The following is a 15,616-nucleotide window of genomic DNA, read 5'->3' as shown; positions in this document are numbered from 1 at the left end:
AGTTAGGCATAATACGCGGCTTCGAATTTTGACCCCTACAGACCTTTTCTTATGCACAAAGAACCTCGTAAGGTCCGTGAGTTTCGTCGCCGCGAGCAAGAAATTCTCGATACCGCGCTCAAGCTGTTCCTCGAACAAGGTGAAGACAGTGTCACCGTCGAGATGATTGCTGATGCCGTGGGTATCGGCAAAGGCACGATCTACAAGCACTTCAAGTCCAAGGCCGAGATCTACCTGCGCCTGATGCTCGATTACGAGCGCGACTTGAACGAGCTGTTGCATTCGGCCGATGTCGACAAGGACAAGGAAGCCCTGTCCCGTGCCTACTTTGAATTCCGCATGCGTGACCCGCAGCGCTATCGCCTGTTCGATCGCCTGGAAGAAAAGGTGGTCAAGGGCAATCAGGTGCCGGAGATGGTCGAGGAGCTGCACAAGATCCGTGCCTCGAACTTCGAACGTCTGACGCTGCTCATCAAGGGCCGCATCAGCGAAGGCAAGCTCGAAGACGTGCCGCCGTACTTCCACTACTGCGCATCCTGGGCGCTGGTGCACGGCGCGGTGGCGCTGTATCACTCGCCGTTCTGGAGCAATGTGCTGGAAGATCAGGAAGGTTTCTTCCAGTTCCTGATGGATATCGGCGTGCGCATGGGCAACAAGCGCAAGCGCGACCCTGAAACGCCAAGCAGCTGAATCATTCAGTCGCCTTATGCGCCGTGTTTTTCGCTACATGGCGCAGTACCGCAGGAATATACTCAGGCATAGGGCTTGCTAAAACTTGAATTGTGAGTCAAGTTTTAGTCGCTCGATTTTCCATCGCCGGAGTGCTTCATGATCGTTGACCGTCAAGGCAGGCGTTTTCGCAATTTGCGGATCAGTCTGACTTCAGCCTGCAATTACGCCTGTACCTACTGCGTGCCCAACGGCAAGCGGCTGGTGGCTGCGCAGGATGAACTGTCGGCCGAGGCCATGGCACGTGGCGTGGCCTATCTGATCGAAGCGGCCGGTATCGAGAGCCTGCGTATCACCGGTGGCGAGCCGCTGGTCAGCCCCAAGCTCGAGTCGTTCATGAGCGCCGTCGGCAAGATGGGCCTGGAAGACATCAGCCTGACCACCAACGGCCAGCTCCTGGCGAAAAAACTCCCGTTGCTGGTCGATGCCGGCCTGCGACGCATCAACGTTTCCCTCGATACCCTGGACGCCGGCGCGTTCCGCAGCATCGCCCGTGGTGGCGATCTGGCCACTGTGCTGGATGGCATGGATCAGGCGGCAGCGGCGGGGATGAAGATCAAGGTCAACATGGTGCCGCTGCGCGGGCAGAACCTCGACCAGGTGATGCCGTTGCTCGATTACTGCCTTGAACGCGGCTTTGAACTGCGTTTCATCGAGTTGATGCGAATGGGCCACCTGGCCACCGACTCCAATGCCTTCCTGCAACAGTTTGTCAGCCTGCAACAGCTGCTGAGTCTGATCGGCGAGCATTACGAGTATGCGCAAACCGACGCGCCGGTGGACGCCACGGCTGTTCGCTATGCGATTCCCGGTCTGGGCAATTTCGGCGTGATCGCCAACGAGAGCGTGCCGTTCTGCCGAACCTGCTCGCGCCTGCGCCTGTCGTCCACCGGATGGCTGCATGGTTGCCTGTCGTCGAGCAACCGCCACTATGTCGGTGACCTGCTCGACAAACCGCGTCACGAGGCGCTGCCGGCGTTGCAACGATTGCTGGTCAAGGCGTTGGGCGACAAGCAGGAAGTCGCATTCTCTGGTGGCGCCACCGTCATGAAGATCATCGGCGGCTGAAAATCCTCATCGCGAGCAGGCTCGCTCCCACAGGTAAATGCTGCCTCCTGTGGGAGCGAGCCTGCTCGCGATTACGATCGAACAATCGACGAAGATCTGGAAATGGCGCAAAAGCTGCATCCTACGGCCATTCGCCGGTTTTCCGTCACCGGCTTCTGGAGGATTAGGATGCGTAGCCTGGTTTTGCTGCTGGCCGTTATGGCGCTGGGCGGCTGTATGACTGTCAGTGACATGGCCGAAGGGACTCGCTACCAGATGAGCGACGCGGGTCTGCTGGATCACAGCGACAGCCGCCGCGTTAACAATTTCCGTATTCAGCCCGATTCGTTCATCTACATCGCGCAAGGCTCGTTCGCGCCGCCGGGTGGTTCCTACCCGCGCCCCAACGTAGTCGCTGAAGAGGCCTTCAAAGGCTTCGTCGAATACTTCCCGATGGTCCGCCGCGCCCGCGTGCCGGAAGGCCTCGACCAGGCGATGGGCGAAGCCCGCGACGCCGGTGCTCATTACTTGCTTTACACCCGTTTCGCCAAGGCCGACGACCGCATCGGCAACTCCGATGAGTGGCTCGATCAGGAAGCCGTGGATCGCCTCGGTATCGACGGCGGCGTGATTCAGATCATGTTGATCGAGACCAGCACCCAGTATTTGATTGATACTGCACGGATCAAGAGTCGTGGCGGTTTACTGACGTTCCACGATAACAAGCCCGAAGACCTGATCGGCCCACCGCTCGCGCAATATGCGCGCAGCCTGCTGGGCGTCGGGGACCAGTAATTCAAGGAGTACGCCATGAGTGGCCCGCAAAAAGCCAATGACCTGCTGGGGCAAATCCCCAAAACCAAAGGCTTGCCGCCGGTGCACTTGTGGAACCCGGACTTCTGCGGCGACATCGACATGCGCATCGCCCGCGACGGCACCTGGTATTACCTGGGTACGCCGATCGGGCGCAAGCCGATGGTCAAGCTGTTCTCCACCATCATCCGCCGCGATGGCGATGATTACTTCCTGATCACGCCAGTTGAGAAAGTCGGGATCAAGGTCGATGACTCGCCCTTCGTGGCGATTGCCGTCGAGGTGGAGGGCGAGGGCGAGTCGCAAGTGCTGCGCTTTACCACCAATGTCGATGAAACCACCGAGGCCGGCGCGCAACATCCGCTCCGCGTCGAGATCGACCCGGTCACTCAAGAACCAGCCCCTTATGTGCATGTACGCACCAACCTCGAAGCGCTGATCCATCGCAACGTGTTCTACCAATTGGTCGAACTGGCAGTCAGCCGGGAAATCGATGGCCAGCGCTGGCTCGGCGTCTGGAGTAGCGGCGAATTCTTCCGCATCGGCCTCGAACCCTAAGAAACCGCAGTCTGTGAAAGCAGGCTGCGGTTTTTTGTCGTTGACTCCCAATCGTATGATGATTAGCGTAGACACTCACAGCGAACGGCTTCGGGGTGTCCATGTCGAGCAGTTTTCACGCATCAACGGTTGACTGGCTGGGCGCCTGGATCGCCGCCGGCCAGGTAAAACCGGGGCAGGCGATCAAGGTCGAGGCCGATCTGGGCGAGCAGCTCGGGGTCAGCCGCACCGTCATCCGCGAAGCCATCAAGACCCTCGTCGCCAAAGGCATGCTTGAAGTCGGGCCGAAAGTCGGCACGCGGGTGCTGCCGATCAAACGCTGGAACCTGTTCGATCCGCAAGTCGTGGGCTGGCTGTCACGTAGCGGCCTGCCGGAAAACTTCGTCGATGACCTGCTCGACCTGCGCCGCACCATCGAACCGATGGCGGTGCGCTGGGCCTGCGAGCGGGCGACCGTGGAACAGGTGCAAGCCGTGCAGCAGGCCTACAACGCGCTTGAGCGGGCAGTGGACAGCGGCATCGATTACAACCGTGCCGACCAGTTCTTCCACGAATGCATACTCGCCGCCAGCCATAATCAATTCATCGAGCAAATGGTGCCGGCCCTCGGCGCGCTGCTCGCCGTGTCTTTCGAAGTTTCCGCAGCCGACCCCGACGAATTGCGCCGGACACTGCCCATCCACAAAGACATGGCCGACGCCATCGCCGCCCGGGATGCCGCGCGCGGGGTGTGGGCCTGCATGACCCTGATCGACAATGCCGACCTGGCCATCAAGCGGTTTTACCCGCAGGTGATGGCCGACAAGAAAGCCAGCTGACAAAAACAACAAGACAGGAGGTTGCATGACGTGGACTGCGGTGACAGAGCATCGGGCGCAACTGGGCGAAGGCCCGTTCTGGGACGCACCGACTCAGGCGCTGTACTGGGTGGACATCGCTGGCAGGCAGGCGCTGCGGCTGATCGGGCAGAACGTGCAGATCTGGCAGATGCCGGAACACGTCTCGGCGTTCATTCCCTGCGCCAGCGGCGATGCGCTGGTGACCCTGAGCAGCGGCGTCTACCGACTTGATCTGGATTCTCCCGGACTTGAACCGCGACTGTCGCTGTTCTGCGTCGCCGATCCGCAACCGGGCAATCGTGCCAACGAAGCGCGCTGCGATGGTCAGGGCCGCTTGTGGCTAGGCACCATGCAAAACAACATCGGCGAACACGGCGAGGATCTGCCGATCACCCGTCGTTCCGGCGGGCTGTTCCGGATTGATCCGGACAAAAGAGTCACGCCGTTGCTACGGGGTCTTGGCATTCCCAACACGCTGCTCTGGAGTGACGACGGCACCACGTTGCTGTTCGGCGACAGCCTCGACAGCACGCTGTACCGCTACTTCATTCACACCGACGGCAACCTCGACACCGCCCAGCCTTGGTACAGCGCCGATCAGAACGGCGGCCCGGACGGTTCGGCGATGGACGCCGAAGGCTACGTGTGGAATGCCCGTTGGGACGGCAGTTGCCTGCTGCGCCTGACACCGAATGGCCAGATCGACCGCAAGATCGACCTGCCGATCAGCCGCCCGACCAGTTGTGTATTTGGCGGCGCAGACCTGAAAACGCTGTACATCACCAGCGCCAAAAGTCCGCTGAACCACTCGCTGGACGGCGCCGTGCTGTCGATGCGGGTTGATGTTGCCGGAAAGCTCTGTACGCGATTTGCCAGTTAAATCCCAAAATATGGGATGCAAAATTATATATTGAGATTATTTGGCGGTCGGGTTTATAGTCGGCTCCAGCAGTAACACGCACTCACACTTAAAAAGAACAAAACAGGTGAAGTGATGCAGCGAATTTTCATCGCACTCCACAGCGGAGTCAGCGCTTCGGGCCGTTTCGGTTCCGTGGCGTGCGCTCGCCTGTTTTGTTCCACAAGCCTTCCAGACCGGACATCGTCAGATGCCCGGTTTTTTTATGCTTTCGAACAGGAGTCCTGATCCATGGCTGAACCTCTGTCCCTGCCGCCCGTGCCCGAGCCACCGAAGGGTGAGCGCCTGAAAAACAAGGTCGTGCTGCTGACCGGCGCTGCCCAAGGCATCGGTGAAGCAATCGTCGCGACCTTTGCCTCGCAACAGGCCAAACTGGTGATCAGCGATATCCAGGCTGAAAAGGTCGAGAAAGTCGCCGCGCACTGGCGCGAGCAGGGCGCCGACGTGCAAGCGATCAAGGCCGATGTATCGCGTCAGCAGGATCTGCACGCCATGGCCAAACTGGCCATCGAACTGCACGGTCGCATCGACGTGCTGGTCAACTGCGCCGGGGTCAACGTGTTCCGCGATCCGCTGGAAATGACCGAAGAAGACTGGAAACGCTGCTTCGCCATCGATCTCGACGGCGCCTGGTACGGCTGCAAAGCCGTGCTGCCGCAGATGATCGAGCAGGGCATCGGCAGCATCATCAACATTGCCTCGACCCATTCGACAAACATCATTCCCGGCTGCTTCCCGTACCCGGTGGCCAAGCACGGTCTGCTCGGGCTGACCCGCGCGCTGGGCATCGAGTACGCGCCGAAGGGCATTCGCGTCAACGCCATCGCCCCGGGCTACATCGAAACCCAGCTCAACGTCGACTACTGGAACGGCTTTGCCGACCCGCACGCCGAACGCCAGCGCGCTTTCGATCTGCATCCGCCGAAACGCATCGGCCAGCCGATTGAAGTGGCGATGACCGCCGTGTTCCTGGCCAGTGATGAAGCGCCGTTCATCAATGCCTCGTGCATCACCATCGATGGTGGCCGCTCGGTGATGTACCACGACTGAGAAAAGCGGATTTCAGGTGGAAAGGTCCGCCTGAAATCCAATCATCATACGATATGACTATTGTCGTCATGATGCGCAGGAAACGCTTCGACCGCTTTAACGTTTTTCAAATAACGCTCAAGAAAAATAACAAGGAGTCTGCTTATGAAACGTCGTTTCGGGATTCGTACCCTGTGCAGTACCGCGTTGGCGGTCACTGCGTTCAGCCTGAGCAGTTCGCTGCTGGCCGCCGATCCGGTGAAGATCGGTTTTCTGGTCAAGCAGGCTGAAGAGCCGTGGTTCCAGACTGAATGGGCCTTCGCCGAGAAAGCCGCCAAGGACAAGGGCTTCGAACTGATCAAGATCGCCGTGCCGGACGGCGAGAAAACCCTCTCGGCCATCGACAGCCTCGCAGCCAATGGCGCCAAGGGCTTCGTCATCTGCCCGCCGGACGTGTCCCTCGGCCCAGCGATCTTGGCCAAGGCCAAACTCAATGATCTGAAAGTGATTGCCGTCGACGACCGCTTCGTCGACGCCAATGGCAAGTTCATGGAAGACGTGCCGTACCTCGGCATGGCCGCGTTCGAAGTCGGCCAGAAGCAGGGCGCCGCGATGGCCGCCGAAGCGAAAAAGCGTAACTGGGACTGGAAAGACACTTACGCGGTGGTCAACACCTACAACGAACTCGACACCGGCAAGAAGCGCACCGACGGCTCGATGAAGGCGCTCGAAGACGCGGGCATGCCGAAAGATCACATTTTGACAGCCGCTCTGAAAACCCTCGACGTACCGGGCAGCATGGACGCCACCAACTCGGCGCTGGTCAGGCTGCCGGGCGCGGCGAAGAACCTGATCATCGGCGGCATGAACGACAACACCGTGCTGGGCGGCGTGCGCGCCACCGAAGCCGCCGGGTTTGCTGCGGCCAACGTGATCGGCATCGGCATCAACGGCACCGACGCCATCGGCGAGTTGAAAAAGCCCAACAGTGGCTTCTACGGTTCGATGCTGCCGAGCCCGCACATCGAAGGCTACAAGACCGCCGAGATGATGTACGAGTGGGTCACCACCGGCAAAGAACCGCCGAAGTACACCGCGATGGACGACGTGACCCTGATCACCCGCGACAACTTCAAGCAGGAGCTGGAAAAGATCGGCCTGTGGAACTGACGGCAGCGACGGCCCGGGCAGCCGGGCCGTTTGAACGGTGTGATGAGGTGGCTTAAATGCACGCGCAAGTACAAACACAAGAACACAGCGCCAGCGGCAGCCTGCGTTTCAACGGGATCGGCAAGACCTTCCCGGGCGTGAAGGCGCTGGACGGCATCAGTTTCGTCGCTCACCCCGGGCAGGTTCACGCCTTGATGGGCGAGAACGGCGCCGGCAAATCGACCCTGCTGAAAATCCTCGGCGGTGCCTACATCCCGAGCAGCGGCGAGTTGCAGATCGGTGAGCGGGCAATGGCCTTCAAGTCCACCGCCGACAGCATCGGCAGCGGCGTGGCGGTGATTCACCAGGAGTTGCATCTGGTGCCGGAAATGACCGTGGCCGAGAACCTGTTCCTCGGTCACCTGCCGGCCAGCTTCGGCCTGATCAATCGTGGCGCGCTGCGTCAGCAAGCCTTGGCTTGCCTCAAGGGCCTGGCCGATGAAATCGACCCGCAGACCAAGGTCGGACGCCTGTCCCTCGGCCAGCGGCAACTGGTGGAGATCGCCAAGGCGTTGTCCCGTGGCGCCCATGTGATTGCCTTCGACGAACCGACCAGCAGCCTCTCGGCGCGGGAAATCGACCGCTTGATGGCGATCATCGGCCGGCTGCGCGACGAGGGCAAAGTGGTGCTCTACGTCTCCCATCGCATGGAGGAAGTGTTCCGCATCTGCGACGCGGTGACGGTGTTCAAGGACGGTCGCTACGTGCGCACCTTCGACGACATGAGCCAGCTGACCCACGATCAACTGGTGACTTGCATGGTCGGGCGCGACATTCAGGACATCTACGATTATCGCGGTCGCCCCCGTGGCGCAGTGGCATTGAGAGTCGATGGATTGCTCGGCCCGGGCCTGCGCGAGCCGATCAGTTTCGATGCGCACAAAGGCGAGATTCTGGGGCTGTTCGGACTGGTCGGGGCAGGGCGCACCGAGCTGTTCCGGCTGCTCAGTGGTCTGGAGCGCAACACTGCCGGACGCCTGGAATTGCGCGGCCATGAACTGAAGCTGCGCTCGCCCCGCGATGCGATTGCCGCCGGGATTCTGCTGTGCCCGGAGGATCGCAAGAAGGAAGGCATCATCCCGCTCGCCAGCGTCGCCGAGAACATCAATATCAGTGCACGCGGCGCGCATTCCGGGCTCGGTTGCCTGCTGCGCGGGATCTGGGAAAAGGGCAATGCCGAGAAACAGATCAAGGCCCTGAAAGTGAAAACGCCCCACGCCGGGCAACAGATCAAGTTCCTGTCCGGTGGCAATCAGCAGAAAGCCATTCTCGGCCGCTGGCTGTCGATGCCGATGAAAGTCCTGCTGCTCGACGAGCCGACCCGCGGCATCGACATCGGTGCCAAGGCCGAGATCTATCAGATCATCCATAACCTGGCCGCCGACGGTATTTCGGTGGTCGTGGTGTCCAGCGATCTGATGGAAGTGATGGGTATTTCCGACCGCATTCTGGTGCTGTGCGAGGGCGCCCTGCGTGGCGAAGTCAGCCGCGACCAGGCCAACGAATCCAACCTGCTGCAACTGGCTTTGCCGCGCCACCGCGCTGACGGCGTGGCGAACTGAGAGGTGACTATGATGACAACCCAAAACGAAACCCTGCCGACCGAGCGCAAACCCCTGGATATGCGGCGCTTTCTCGATGACTGGGTGATGCTGCTGGCGGCGGTGGGCATTTTTGTCGCCTGCACCTTGCTGATCGACAACTTCCTCTCGCCGCTGAACATGCGTGGCCTGGGCCTGGCGATTTCCACCACCGGGATCGCCGCGTGCACCATGTTGTATTGCCTGGCGTCGGGGCACTTCGACTTGTCGGTGGGGTCGGTGATTGCCTGCGCCGGGGTGGTCGCAGCGGTGGTGATGCGCGACACCAACAGCGTGTTTCTCGGCGTCAGCGCGGCGCTGGTGATGGGCCTGATCGTCGGCCTGATCAACGGCATCGTGATCGCCAAGTTGCGGGTCAATGCGCTGATCACGACGCTGGCGACCATGCAGATCGTCCGTGGCCTGGCTTACATCTTTGCCAATGGCAAAGCGGTGGGCGTATCGCAGGAATCGTTTTTCGTGTTCGGCAACGGCCAGTTGTTCGGCGTGCCGGTGCCGATTTTGATAACCATCGTCTGCTTCCTGTTTTTTGGCTGGTTGCTGAACTACACGACCTACGGGCGCAACACCATGGCCATCGGCGGCAACCAGGAAGCGGCGTTGCTGGCGGGGGTGAATGTTGATCGAACCAAGATCATCATCTTCGCCGTGCATGGGGTGATTGGTGCGTTGGCCGGGGTGATTCTGGCGTCGCGGATGACTTCGGGTCAGCCGATGATCGGCCAGGGTTTTGAGCTGACGGTGATTTCGGCCTGCGTGCTGGGCGGGGTGTCGCTGAGTGGCGGGATCGGGATGATCCGGCATGTGATTGCCGGGGTGTTGATTCTGGCGATTATCGAGAATGCGATGAACCTGAAGAATATCGACACGTTCTACCAGTACGTGATTCGAGGGTCGATTCTGCTGCTGGCTGTGGTTATCGACCGTCTCAAGCAACGCTAAGATCAAAAGCTCCCTCACCCCAGCCCTCTCCCGGAGGGAGAGGGAGCCGACCGAGGTGTCTTGCACTCTACATTGACCTGAAGAATCCAGTCGATTAAGGATTCGGCAAAGCCTTTTCAGGTCGGCGTACCTCCCGAATATCCCCCATTCAGTCCCCCCTCCCTCCGGGAGAGGGCTAGGCGGGCGGCGTTCCGATGAGGGCGCTCTTGATCTTCCCGCCTTCCGTCACCCCACCCAAAATTTCCCTTGCCCGTCCCAACCCGTTTCGGTTATCACTTTGTACATGATTAGACAGGTACGATTTGACAAGAAACAACGGGTGGTCGACGAGCTCGTCCGACGCATCGAAAGCGGCCTCATGGAGGACGGCTTTCTGTTGCCCGGCGAGCATCAGTTGGCTCAGGAATTCAACGTCAGCCGTGGCACGTTGCGCGAAGCGCTGGCCGAACTGAAGCGGCGCAATTACATCGCCACGCAAAGCGGGGTCGGTTCCATCGTCACGTTTGACGGGGTGGCACTCGATCAGCGCAGCGGCTGGGCTCAGGCCTTGGCCGACAGCGGGGCGATGATCAATACCGACGTGTTGCGCCTGGAAGCCGTGACCCGCGAGGATCTGCTGCCGCGTTTCGGCTCCGATCAATTCATTCTTCTCGAACGTCGCCGCCGTTCCAACGATGGCACGGCGGTGTCCCTTGAACGCTCTCTGATGCCCGCCAGCGGAGGCCTGGAAAGCCTGCCGCGAGTCGGCCTGATCGATAACTCCCTGACCATCACCCTGGCCGCCTACGGTTACATCGGCGAGCGCGGCGACCAGTGGATCGGCGCCGAGCCGCTCAACGCTGTCGATGCCGAACTGCTCGGGCGCCCTGAAGGCACGGTATTTCTGAAAGCGCTGCGCACCACTTACGACCGGCAAAACCGCTTCATGGAGCAAGTTGAAAGCCTGCTCGACCCGGTGCATTTTCGGCTGCACCTGCAATTTGGAGAATCGAAATGACCGCCCTCGACCGTGCCCTGGGCGCGTTTTATGGCCTGGCCCTGGGCGACGCGCTGGGCATGCCGACGCAATCGCTGAACCGCGAAGCCATCAAGCAGCGCTTCGGCCAGATCACCGATCTGCAAGATGCCGGCCCCTTGCAACCGATTGCCGCGAACATGCCCAAAGGCTCGATCACTGACGACACCGAACAGGCGATTCTGGTCGGCGAGTTGCTGATCGAAGGCAAGGGCCGGATCGAGCCGGCGGTGCTCGCGCAACGGTTGATCGAATGGGAAGCCGAGATGCAGGCCAAGGGCTCGCAGGACTTGCTCGGTCCGTCGACCAAACGTGCAATCGAAATGATCCTCGCCGGCCATTCGCCGGAAGAGGCCGGGCGCTACGGCACCACCAACGGCGCAGCGATGCGCATCACCCCGGTGGGGATCGCGGCGGATGTCGCCGATCCGGAGCGCTTCATCGCGGCGGTGGTGCAGGCCTGTCAGGTCACTCACAACACCACGCTGGGGATTTCCAGCGCGGCGGCGGTGGCGGCGGTGGTCTCGGCCGGCATCAACGGCCTGGATCTGGGCGCGGCGCTGAACCTCGGCCAACAGATCGCTCAGCAAGCGGAAACCCACGGGCACTGGGTGGCCGGTGGGCGCATCGCTTCGCGGATCAGTTGGGCGCGCAGCATCAGTGTCGAGAGCGACCCGGTGTTGCTCGCGGATCTGCTGTACGACGTGATCGGCACCTCGGTGGCCTCGCAGGAATCGGTGGTGGTGTCGTTCGCCCTCGCGCAGCAAGTCGCGGTCGGTGAAATGACGCCGTTCGATGCGCTGTGCATGGCCGCGAGCCTGGGTGGCGACACCGATACCATCGCCGCGATTCTCGGCGCCATGCTCGGGGCCTGCCTGGGCCTGCAGAGCTGGCCGGCACCGATGATCGAGACGGTGAAGGCCGTCAACGATCTGGAGCTGGAACCGTTGGTGCAGGGGCTGTTGGCCTTGCGTTGAGTGAACTGGCGTCATCGCGAAAAGGCGCACCACAAATCTCGAATTTTCACCCGCAATGGATCGCGCAGGCAGGCCCAGGAAGGGCGGGATGTCTGGTCGTTCTGCGTCATTGCCACAACCACAATAAAGGCAAACAGGAGCATTTTTCATGAGTTCATCGAACGCCGGGCAAAGCGCCGGGCAACTGGAAACCCGGGGCATCGAACCGGTGCCGGAAGGCGAGTGCAACGGCCATCCGCTGCAACTGTTCTGGGTCTGGTTCGCGGCCAACATTTCCATCCTCGGCCTACCGCTGGGCGCCACGCTGGTTGCGTTTCGCGGCCTGGCGATCTGGCAGGCGATTATCGTCGCCATTCTCGGCGCTGCCGGTTCGTTCGCGGTGGTGGGGATCATCTCGATTGCCGGCCGTCGCGGTCGTGCGCCGAGCCTGACGTTGTCGCGGGCGATCTTCGGTGTGCGCGGCAATATCGGCCCGACGCTGGTGTCGCTGATGTCGCGCCTGGGCTGGGAAACGGTCAATACCACCACCGCGGCGTTCGTGCTGTTGTCGTTGTGCTCGATCCTGTTTGGCTCGCCGGTTGAAGCCAAAAGCGCGCCGGTGTTGACCCTGATTTTCATCGCGATTTTCGTGTTGCTGACCTTGTCGGTTTCCGGCCTCGGCCACGCCACCTTGCTGGTGATCCAGAAATGGGCGACCTACGTGTTCGGCGCGCTGAACATTCTGGTCGGCGGCTTCCTCTGCGCGACCATCGACTGGAGCGCGGTGTTCAATGCCACGCCAGCGCCGATGAGCGCGATGATCATCGGCATCGGCACCATGGCCGCCGGCACCGGGATCGGCTGGGCCAACGCCGGCGCCGACATGTCGCGCTATCAGCATCGCAGCGTCAAAGCCGTGCGCCTGGTTGCATCTGCAGCATTCGGTGCGGGTATTCCGCTGGTACTGCTGATCACCCTCGGCGGCCTGCTCTCGGTGGGCAACAACGACCTGGCGTCGGCGACTGACCCGATCGTGGCGATCCGCGACATGCTGCCCACCTGGATGGCTGTGCCGTATCTGATCACCGCGTTCGGTGGTCTGTTGCTGTCGAACAACCTGTCGGTGTATTCCGCCGGCCTGACCACGCTGACCCTCGGCCTGAAGGTCAAACGCGTGTACGCGGTGGTGGTCGACATCGTCGCGATCTTCGCCGGTTCGATCTACTTCATGCTGATCGCCGACAGTTTCTACGGCCCGTTCATCACTTTCATTTCGCTGCTGGCGGTACCGATCACCGCGTGGGTCGGGATCTTCGTGGTCGACCTGATTCACCGTCACTACTACAGCCCCAAAGATCTGCTCGACGTCAGCCCGAGCAGCGCCTACTGGTACAGCGGCGGCATCGAGTGGCGCGCATTCGGCGCGTGGGCGATTGCCATTGTGCTGGGTTTCAGTTTCACCACCATCGGTACCACCGCCGAGAACGTCTGGTTCAAGGGCTTTCTGTCCGATTCGTGGCTGGGCCACAACGGCCTCGGCTGGATCGTGACCTTCGTGGTGGCCGGCGGCATTTACTTCGTACTCGGCGGGGCGAGAGATCGCCGCGCTGCGCAAACCGAGAATGCTCATGCCTAAGATGTTGCACACCGGCCAGGTCATCATCGACCTGGTCATGGCCGTGGAGGCGCTGCCGCAAATCGGCGGTGACGTGCTGGCGCAGTCCGCCAGTTTCGAAGCCGGCGGTGGCTTCAATGTGATGGCCGCCGCCGCGCGCAACGGTTTGCCGGTGGTCTATCTCGGTCGCCACGGCAACGGTCGTTTCGGCGATCTGGCGCGCCAGGCGATGAACGCCGAAGGCATCCGCATCGGCATCGAACAGCCTGCAGAACGCGACACCGGGATCTGCGTGGCGCTGACCGATGCATCGGCCGAGCGCAGTTTCATTTCCTACATCGGCGCCGAAGGTGAAGTGACGGCAGCGGAGCTGAACAGCGTTGCAGCCGAGGCGGGGGACTACGTCTACGTCAGCGGCTACAGCCTGCTGCACAGCGGCAAGGCCCAGGCATTGCTGGATTGGACGCTGGCGCTGGCGAAGACGATCAACGTGGTGTTCGACCCGGGCCCGCTGGTGGAGTCGCCGGACTCACCGATGATGCAGGCGTTGCTGCCGCGCATCGATGTGTGGACCAGCAACAGCGTCGAGGCGCTGCGTTTCACAGGCGCGGCGGACATCGAAACAGCGCTGGACCGCTTGGCCGTGCACCTGCCACAGGATGTGCTGATGGTGGTGCGCGACGGCCCGCAGGGTTGCTGGACTCACCAGCGCGGCGAACGCCGGCATGTACCGGGTTTCAAAGTGCAAGCCGTGGACAGCAACGGCGCGGGTGACGCGCATGCAGGCGTATTTGTCGCTGGACTGGCGCGAGGGCTGTCCGCTCACGAAGCCGCAAGGCGCGCCAACGCCGCGGCTGCGTTGGCCGTCACCCGCTGGGGCCCGGCGACCGCACCGGGCACTGCCCAAGTCGATGCGCTGATCCGTGAGACTTGCGATCACTGATCGATCGCGAAAAGGCCAGAATATTCAGCGCAAAGCCTGATTCAACTCGCCTTGCGCAATGCCGCAATCAACTCATCCTTGCGCATCGACGAGCGCCCGGGAATCTTCCGTTCGCGGGCCTCCTTTCGCAGGCTGTCGACCGTCTGCACTTCGCGCGAAGCCTTGCTGTCGCGCGAATGCCCTTCACGACTCACCGCCGCGCGCCGCGCCGATTCCTTGCGGTCCTCGGCCTTGGCGCTGGCAGGTTTGCGGCGCCCGGAACCTCCGGCCTTCTCACCGCCGCCGGACTGTTTGTTCACCGTCGCCCAGGCGCGGGCTTCAGCTTCGTCCTTGGACATCCCTTTGTTCTGATAGCTGTCTTCGATGTGTTTGGCTTTGCGCTTTTGCTCTTCAGTGTATTTGGCTTTGCTTCCACGAGGCATGACGATTCTCCTTGTATCCGGATAAATCTCTGCATGAACTGGCGCAGGCAGTGCATTCGACCATTGCCTGCGCCAGCGACTGGAGGCGTCAGGTATCGAGTTTACGGGCCGCTTCCACACCCGCAGCGCTGAGCTTGATCGGCAGATTCAGCGAATGTTCTCCCGCTTCATTGCAAGTGATGTGTCCGTGGTGAATCAGTCCACGCTCCTGCAAGGCGGCGAGGGCGCTGGCCACGACTTTCTCGCCGCGATAATTGTCCAGCACCTCTTTGCCGAGGCCGCTTGGATGTGCATGCAACAGGCGGGTGAGGACTTCTTTTTCCAGGTTTTTATCGACGTTCATGGTTACCTCTTCAGGGAAGTGGATAAGACATGTTGCGTGTTGCGTGGATCACGCACGGATCACTGGCCTGCGCCTTCAGAGCCCGAACCACCCGTGGTGGTTTTCGAGCCGACGCCTGGACCGGCGTTATCCGGGGTAGCCGGAGCGTTGGGTGTGTTCATCCCGCCCTGGCGACCGGGATCGCTGCCCTGGGTGCGAGGATCGGTTCCCGTGGCGGGTGGCTGATTGATCAGCGGTACACCCGAACCGTCGGTATTCATACCGGGGGCGCTGTTGATGGCGGGGGCTCTTGGCTGGGTAACCGGATCGGTCGGCCCGGTACCGGCAGCGGTAGTCGAGGCGGCAAATACCGCCGGGCTGAGGAGGGTAGCGAATACGAGCGCAGTCAACCTTGACGAGTTCATAGGGGGTCTCCAGTGATTGAAATCCTTACCTCCTGTTGGTCTGCCCTCGTGAAAGATTGGTGCCTGATGATCGACGAACGGTTCAGAAAGGCTGAGCGCTTTCGAGGCCGATCTCTTCCTTGAATTGCTCCATGAAACCTTTCAAGCGTCGATGACGGAGCTGCGCCATGCGCTGACCGGCAACGGTCTGGAAACCGTCGGCGAGGTGCAGCAGTCTGGTCTGGAAAGGATT

The 15,616-nt window shown here is 61.2% G+C and carries 17 protein-coding genes and 1 pseudogene; 14 read left to right on the top strand and 4 right to left on the bottom strand.

Annotation, left to right across the window (positions count from 1 at the left end; genetic code table 11):
- Positions 1 to 51: 51 nt before the first annotated feature.
- The 14 genes from J5M72_RS11915 (at position 52) to J5M72_RS11850 (ending at position 14,215) form a co-directional block, all read left to right on the top strand.
- A complete protein-coding gene (locus tag J5M72_RS11915; protein ID WP_007950805.1) occupies positions 52 to 690 on the top strand; it encodes a TetR/AcrR family transcriptional regulator in 639 nt (212 codons plus the stop codon).
- A 138-nt stretch (positions 691 to 828) separates the two neighbouring features.
- Entirely contained in the window at positions 829 to 1,797 is a 969-nt protein-coding gene (locus J5M72_RS11910; RefSeq protein ID WP_207865539.1) for a radical SAM protein, read from the top strand.
- A gap of 168 nt (positions 1,798 to 1,965) precedes the next feature.
- Complete coding sequence (locus J5M72_RS11905; RefSeq protein WP_207865538.1) at positions 1,966 to 2,571, top strand: DUF4823 domain-containing protein; 606 nt, start codon at positions 1,966 to 1,968, stop codon at positions 2,569 to 2,571.
- Between the two features lie 15 nt (positions 2,572 to 2,586).
- Positions 2,587 to 3,147, top strand: coding sequence for a DUF1285 domain-containing protein (locus J5M72_RS11900; protein WP_207865537.1), 561 nt, complete (start codon positions 2,587 to 2,589; stop codon positions 3,145 to 3,147).
- Positions 3,148 to 3,248: 101 nt separating this feature from the next.
- A complete protein-coding gene (locus tag J5M72_RS11895; RefSeq protein ID WP_007950814.1) occupies positions 3,249 to 3,965 on the top strand; it encodes a FadR/GntR family transcriptional regulator in 717 nt (238 codons plus the stop codon).
- Between the two features lie 25 nt (positions 3,966 to 3,990).
- Complete coding sequence (locus J5M72_RS11890; protein WP_169431425.1) at positions 3,991 to 4,866, top strand: SMP-30/gluconolactonase/LRE family protein; 876 nt, start codon at positions 3,991 to 3,993, stop codon at positions 4,864 to 4,866.
- A 270-nt stretch (positions 4,867 to 5,136) separates the two neighbouring features.
- Entirely contained in the window at positions 5,137 to 5,955 is an 819-nt protein-coding gene (locus tag J5M72_RS11885; protein WP_011335425.1) for an SDR family oxidoreductase, read from the top strand.
- Positions 5,956 to 6,099: 144 nt separating this feature from the next.
- On the top strand, positions 6,100 to 7,104 hold the full coding sequence (locus J5M72_RS11880) for a substrate-binding domain-containing protein (protein WP_207865536.1): 1,005 nt from the start codon (positions 6,100 to 6,102) through the stop codon (positions 7,102 to 7,104).
- Positions 7,105 to 7,160: 56 nt separating this feature from the next.
- Positions 7,161 to 8,705 (top strand): L-arabinose ABC transporter ATP-binding protein AraG, encoded by a 1,545-nt coding sequence (araG, locus tag J5M72_RS11875; protein ID WP_207865535.1) that lies wholly within the window; start codon positions 7,161 to 7,163, stop codon positions 8,703 to 8,705.
- A 12-nt stretch (positions 8,706 to 8,717) separates the two neighbouring features.
- Entirely contained in the window at positions 8,718 to 9,686 is a 969-nt protein-coding gene (araH, locus tag J5M72_RS11870; protein ID WP_011335422.1) for an L-arabinose ABC transporter permease AraH, read from the top strand.
- 283 nt (positions 9,687 to 9,969) lie between these two features.
- Positions 9,970 to 10,683, top strand: a complete 714-nt coding sequence (locus J5M72_RS11865) for a GntR family transcriptional regulator (RefSeq protein WP_169431423.1) — start codon at positions 9,970 to 9,972, stop codon at positions 10,681 to 10,683.
- Positions 10,680 to 11,678: an ADP-ribosylglycohydrolase family protein gene (locus J5M72_RS11860; RefSeq protein WP_169431422.1), complete on the top strand. Its 999-nt coding sequence runs from the start codon at positions 10,680 to 10,682 to the stop codon at positions 11,676 to 11,678. Before J5M72_RS11865 ends, J5M72_RS11860 begins: the two co-directional genes overlap by 4 nt.
- A gap of 148 nt (positions 11,679 to 11,826) precedes the next feature.
- Positions 11,827 to 13,293: a cytosine permease gene (locus tag J5M72_RS11855; RefSeq protein ID WP_207865534.1), complete on the top strand. Its 1,467-nt coding sequence runs from the start codon at positions 11,827 to 11,829 to the stop codon at positions 13,291 to 13,293.
- The gene (locus J5M72_RS11850; protein ID WP_207865533.1) at positions 13,286 to 14,215 is read left to right on the top strand and encodes a PfkB family carbohydrate kinase; all 930 of its coding nucleotides are present in this window, start codon (positions 13,286 to 13,288) and stop codon (positions 14,213 to 14,215) included. Before J5M72_RS11855 ends, J5M72_RS11850 begins: the two co-directional genes overlap by 8 nt.
- A gap of 41 nt (positions 14,216 to 14,256) precedes the next feature.
- Here J5M72_RS11850 and J5M72_RS11845 read toward each other — a convergent pair whose 3' ends face one another.
- The 4 genes and pseudogenes from J5M72_RS11845 to J5M72_RS28930 form a co-directional block, all read right to left on the bottom strand.
- The gene (locus tag J5M72_RS11845) at positions 14,257 to 14,637 is read right to left on the bottom strand and encodes a Rho termination factor N-terminal domain-containing protein (RefSeq protein ID WP_207865532.1); all 381 of its coding nucleotides are present in this window, start codon (positions 14,635 to 14,637) and stop codon (positions 14,257 to 14,259) included.
- Between the two features lie 88 nt (positions 14,638 to 14,725).
- Positions 14,726 to 14,980, bottom strand: a complete 255-nt coding sequence (locus J5M72_RS11840) for a hypothetical protein (RefSeq protein ID WP_011335416.1) — start codon at positions 14,978 to 14,980, stop codon at positions 14,726 to 14,728.
- A 59-nt stretch (positions 14,981 to 15,039) separates the two neighbouring features.
- The gene (locus J5M72_RS11835; RefSeq protein ID WP_207865531.1) at positions 15,040 to 15,384 is read right to left on the bottom strand and encodes a hypothetical protein; all 345 of its coding nucleotides are present in this window, start codon (positions 15,382 to 15,384) and stop codon (positions 15,040 to 15,042) included.
- Positions 15,385 to 15,466: 82 nt separating this feature from the next.
- Positions 15,467 to 15,610: pseudogene (locus J5M72_RS28930) on the bottom strand (phosphohydrolase); the annotation flags it as partial.
- Positions 15,611 to 15,616 lie beyond the last annotated feature (6 nt).

The sequence above is a fragment of the Pseudomonas sp. 58(2021) genome (assembly GCF_017491585.1).
In the GTDB taxonomy this organism is placed as follows: domain Bacteria; phylum Pseudomonadota; class Gammaproteobacteria; order Pseudomonadales; family Pseudomonadaceae; genus Aquipseudomonas; species Aquipseudomonas fluorescens_BT.
The sequence above is the reverse complement of the archived record's forward strand: the minus strand, read 5'-3'. Positions and strand labels throughout refer to the sequence as shown.

Excerpts from the sequence above, each read along its gene's own strand:
- J5M72_RS11915 (WP_007950805.1), top strand. The coding sequence starts at position 52 with ATGCACAAAGAACCTCGTAAGGTCCGTGAGTTTCGTCGCCGCGAGCAA.
- J5M72_RS11910 (WP_207865539.1), top strand. The coding sequence starts at position 829 with ATGATCGTTGACCGTCAAGGCAGGCGTTTTCGCAATTTGCGGATCAGT.
- J5M72_RS11905 (WP_207865538.1), top strand. The coding sequence starts at position 1,966 with ATGCGTAGCCTGGTTTTGCTGCTGGCCGTTATGGCGCTGGGCGGCTGT.
- J5M72_RS11900 (WP_207865537.1), top strand. The coding sequence starts at position 2,587 with ATGAGTGGCCCGCAAAAAGCCAATGACCTGCTGGGGCAAATCCCCAAA.
- J5M72_RS11895 (WP_007950814.1), top strand. The coding sequence starts at position 3,249 with ATGTCGAGCAGTTTTCACGCATCAACGGTTGACTGGCTGGGCGCCTGG.
- J5M72_RS11890 (WP_169431425.1), top strand. The coding sequence starts at position 3,991 with ATGACGTGGACTGCGGTGACAGAGCATCGGGCGCAACTGGGCGAAGGC.
- J5M72_RS11885 (WP_011335425.1), top strand. The coding sequence starts at position 5,137 with ATGGCTGAACCTCTGTCCCTGCCGCCCGTGCCCGAGCCACCGAAGGGT.
- J5M72_RS11880 (WP_207865536.1), top strand. The coding sequence starts at position 6,100 with ATGAAACGTCGTTTCGGGATTCGTACCCTGTGCAGTACCGCGTTGGCG.
- araG (WP_207865535.1), top strand. The coding sequence starts at position 7,161 with ATGCACGCGCAAGTACAAACACAAGAACACAGCGCCAGCGGCAGCCTG.
- araH (WP_011335422.1), top strand. The coding sequence starts at position 8,718 with ATGACAACCCAAAACGAAACCCTGCCGACCGAGCGCAAACCCCTGGAT.
- J5M72_RS11865 (WP_169431423.1), top strand. The coding sequence starts at position 9,970 with ATGATTAGACAGGTACGATTTGACAAGAAACAACGGGTGGTCGACGAG.
- J5M72_RS11860 (WP_169431422.1), top strand. The coding sequence starts at position 10,680 with ATGACCGCCCTCGACCGTGCCCTGGGCGCGTTTTATGGCCTGGCCCTG.
- J5M72_RS11855 (WP_207865534.1), top strand. The coding sequence starts at position 11,827 with ATGAGTTCATCGAACGCCGGGCAAAGCGCCGGGCAACTGGAAACCCGG.
- J5M72_RS11850 (WP_207865533.1), top strand. The coding sequence starts at position 13,286 with ATGCCTAAGATGTTGCACACCGGCCAGGTCATCATCGACCTGGTCATG.
- J5M72_RS11845 (WP_207865532.1), bottom strand. The coding sequence starts at position 14,637 with ATGCCTCGTGGAAGCAAAGCCAAATACACTGAAGAGCAAAAGCGCAAA.
- J5M72_RS11840 (WP_011335416.1), bottom strand. The coding sequence starts at position 14,980 with ATGAACGTCGATAAAAACCTGGAAAAAGAAGTCCTCACCCGCCTGTTG.
- J5M72_RS11835 (WP_207865531.1), bottom strand. The coding sequence starts at position 15,384 with ATGAACTCGTCAAGGTTGACTGCGCTCGTATTCGCTACCCTCCTCAGC.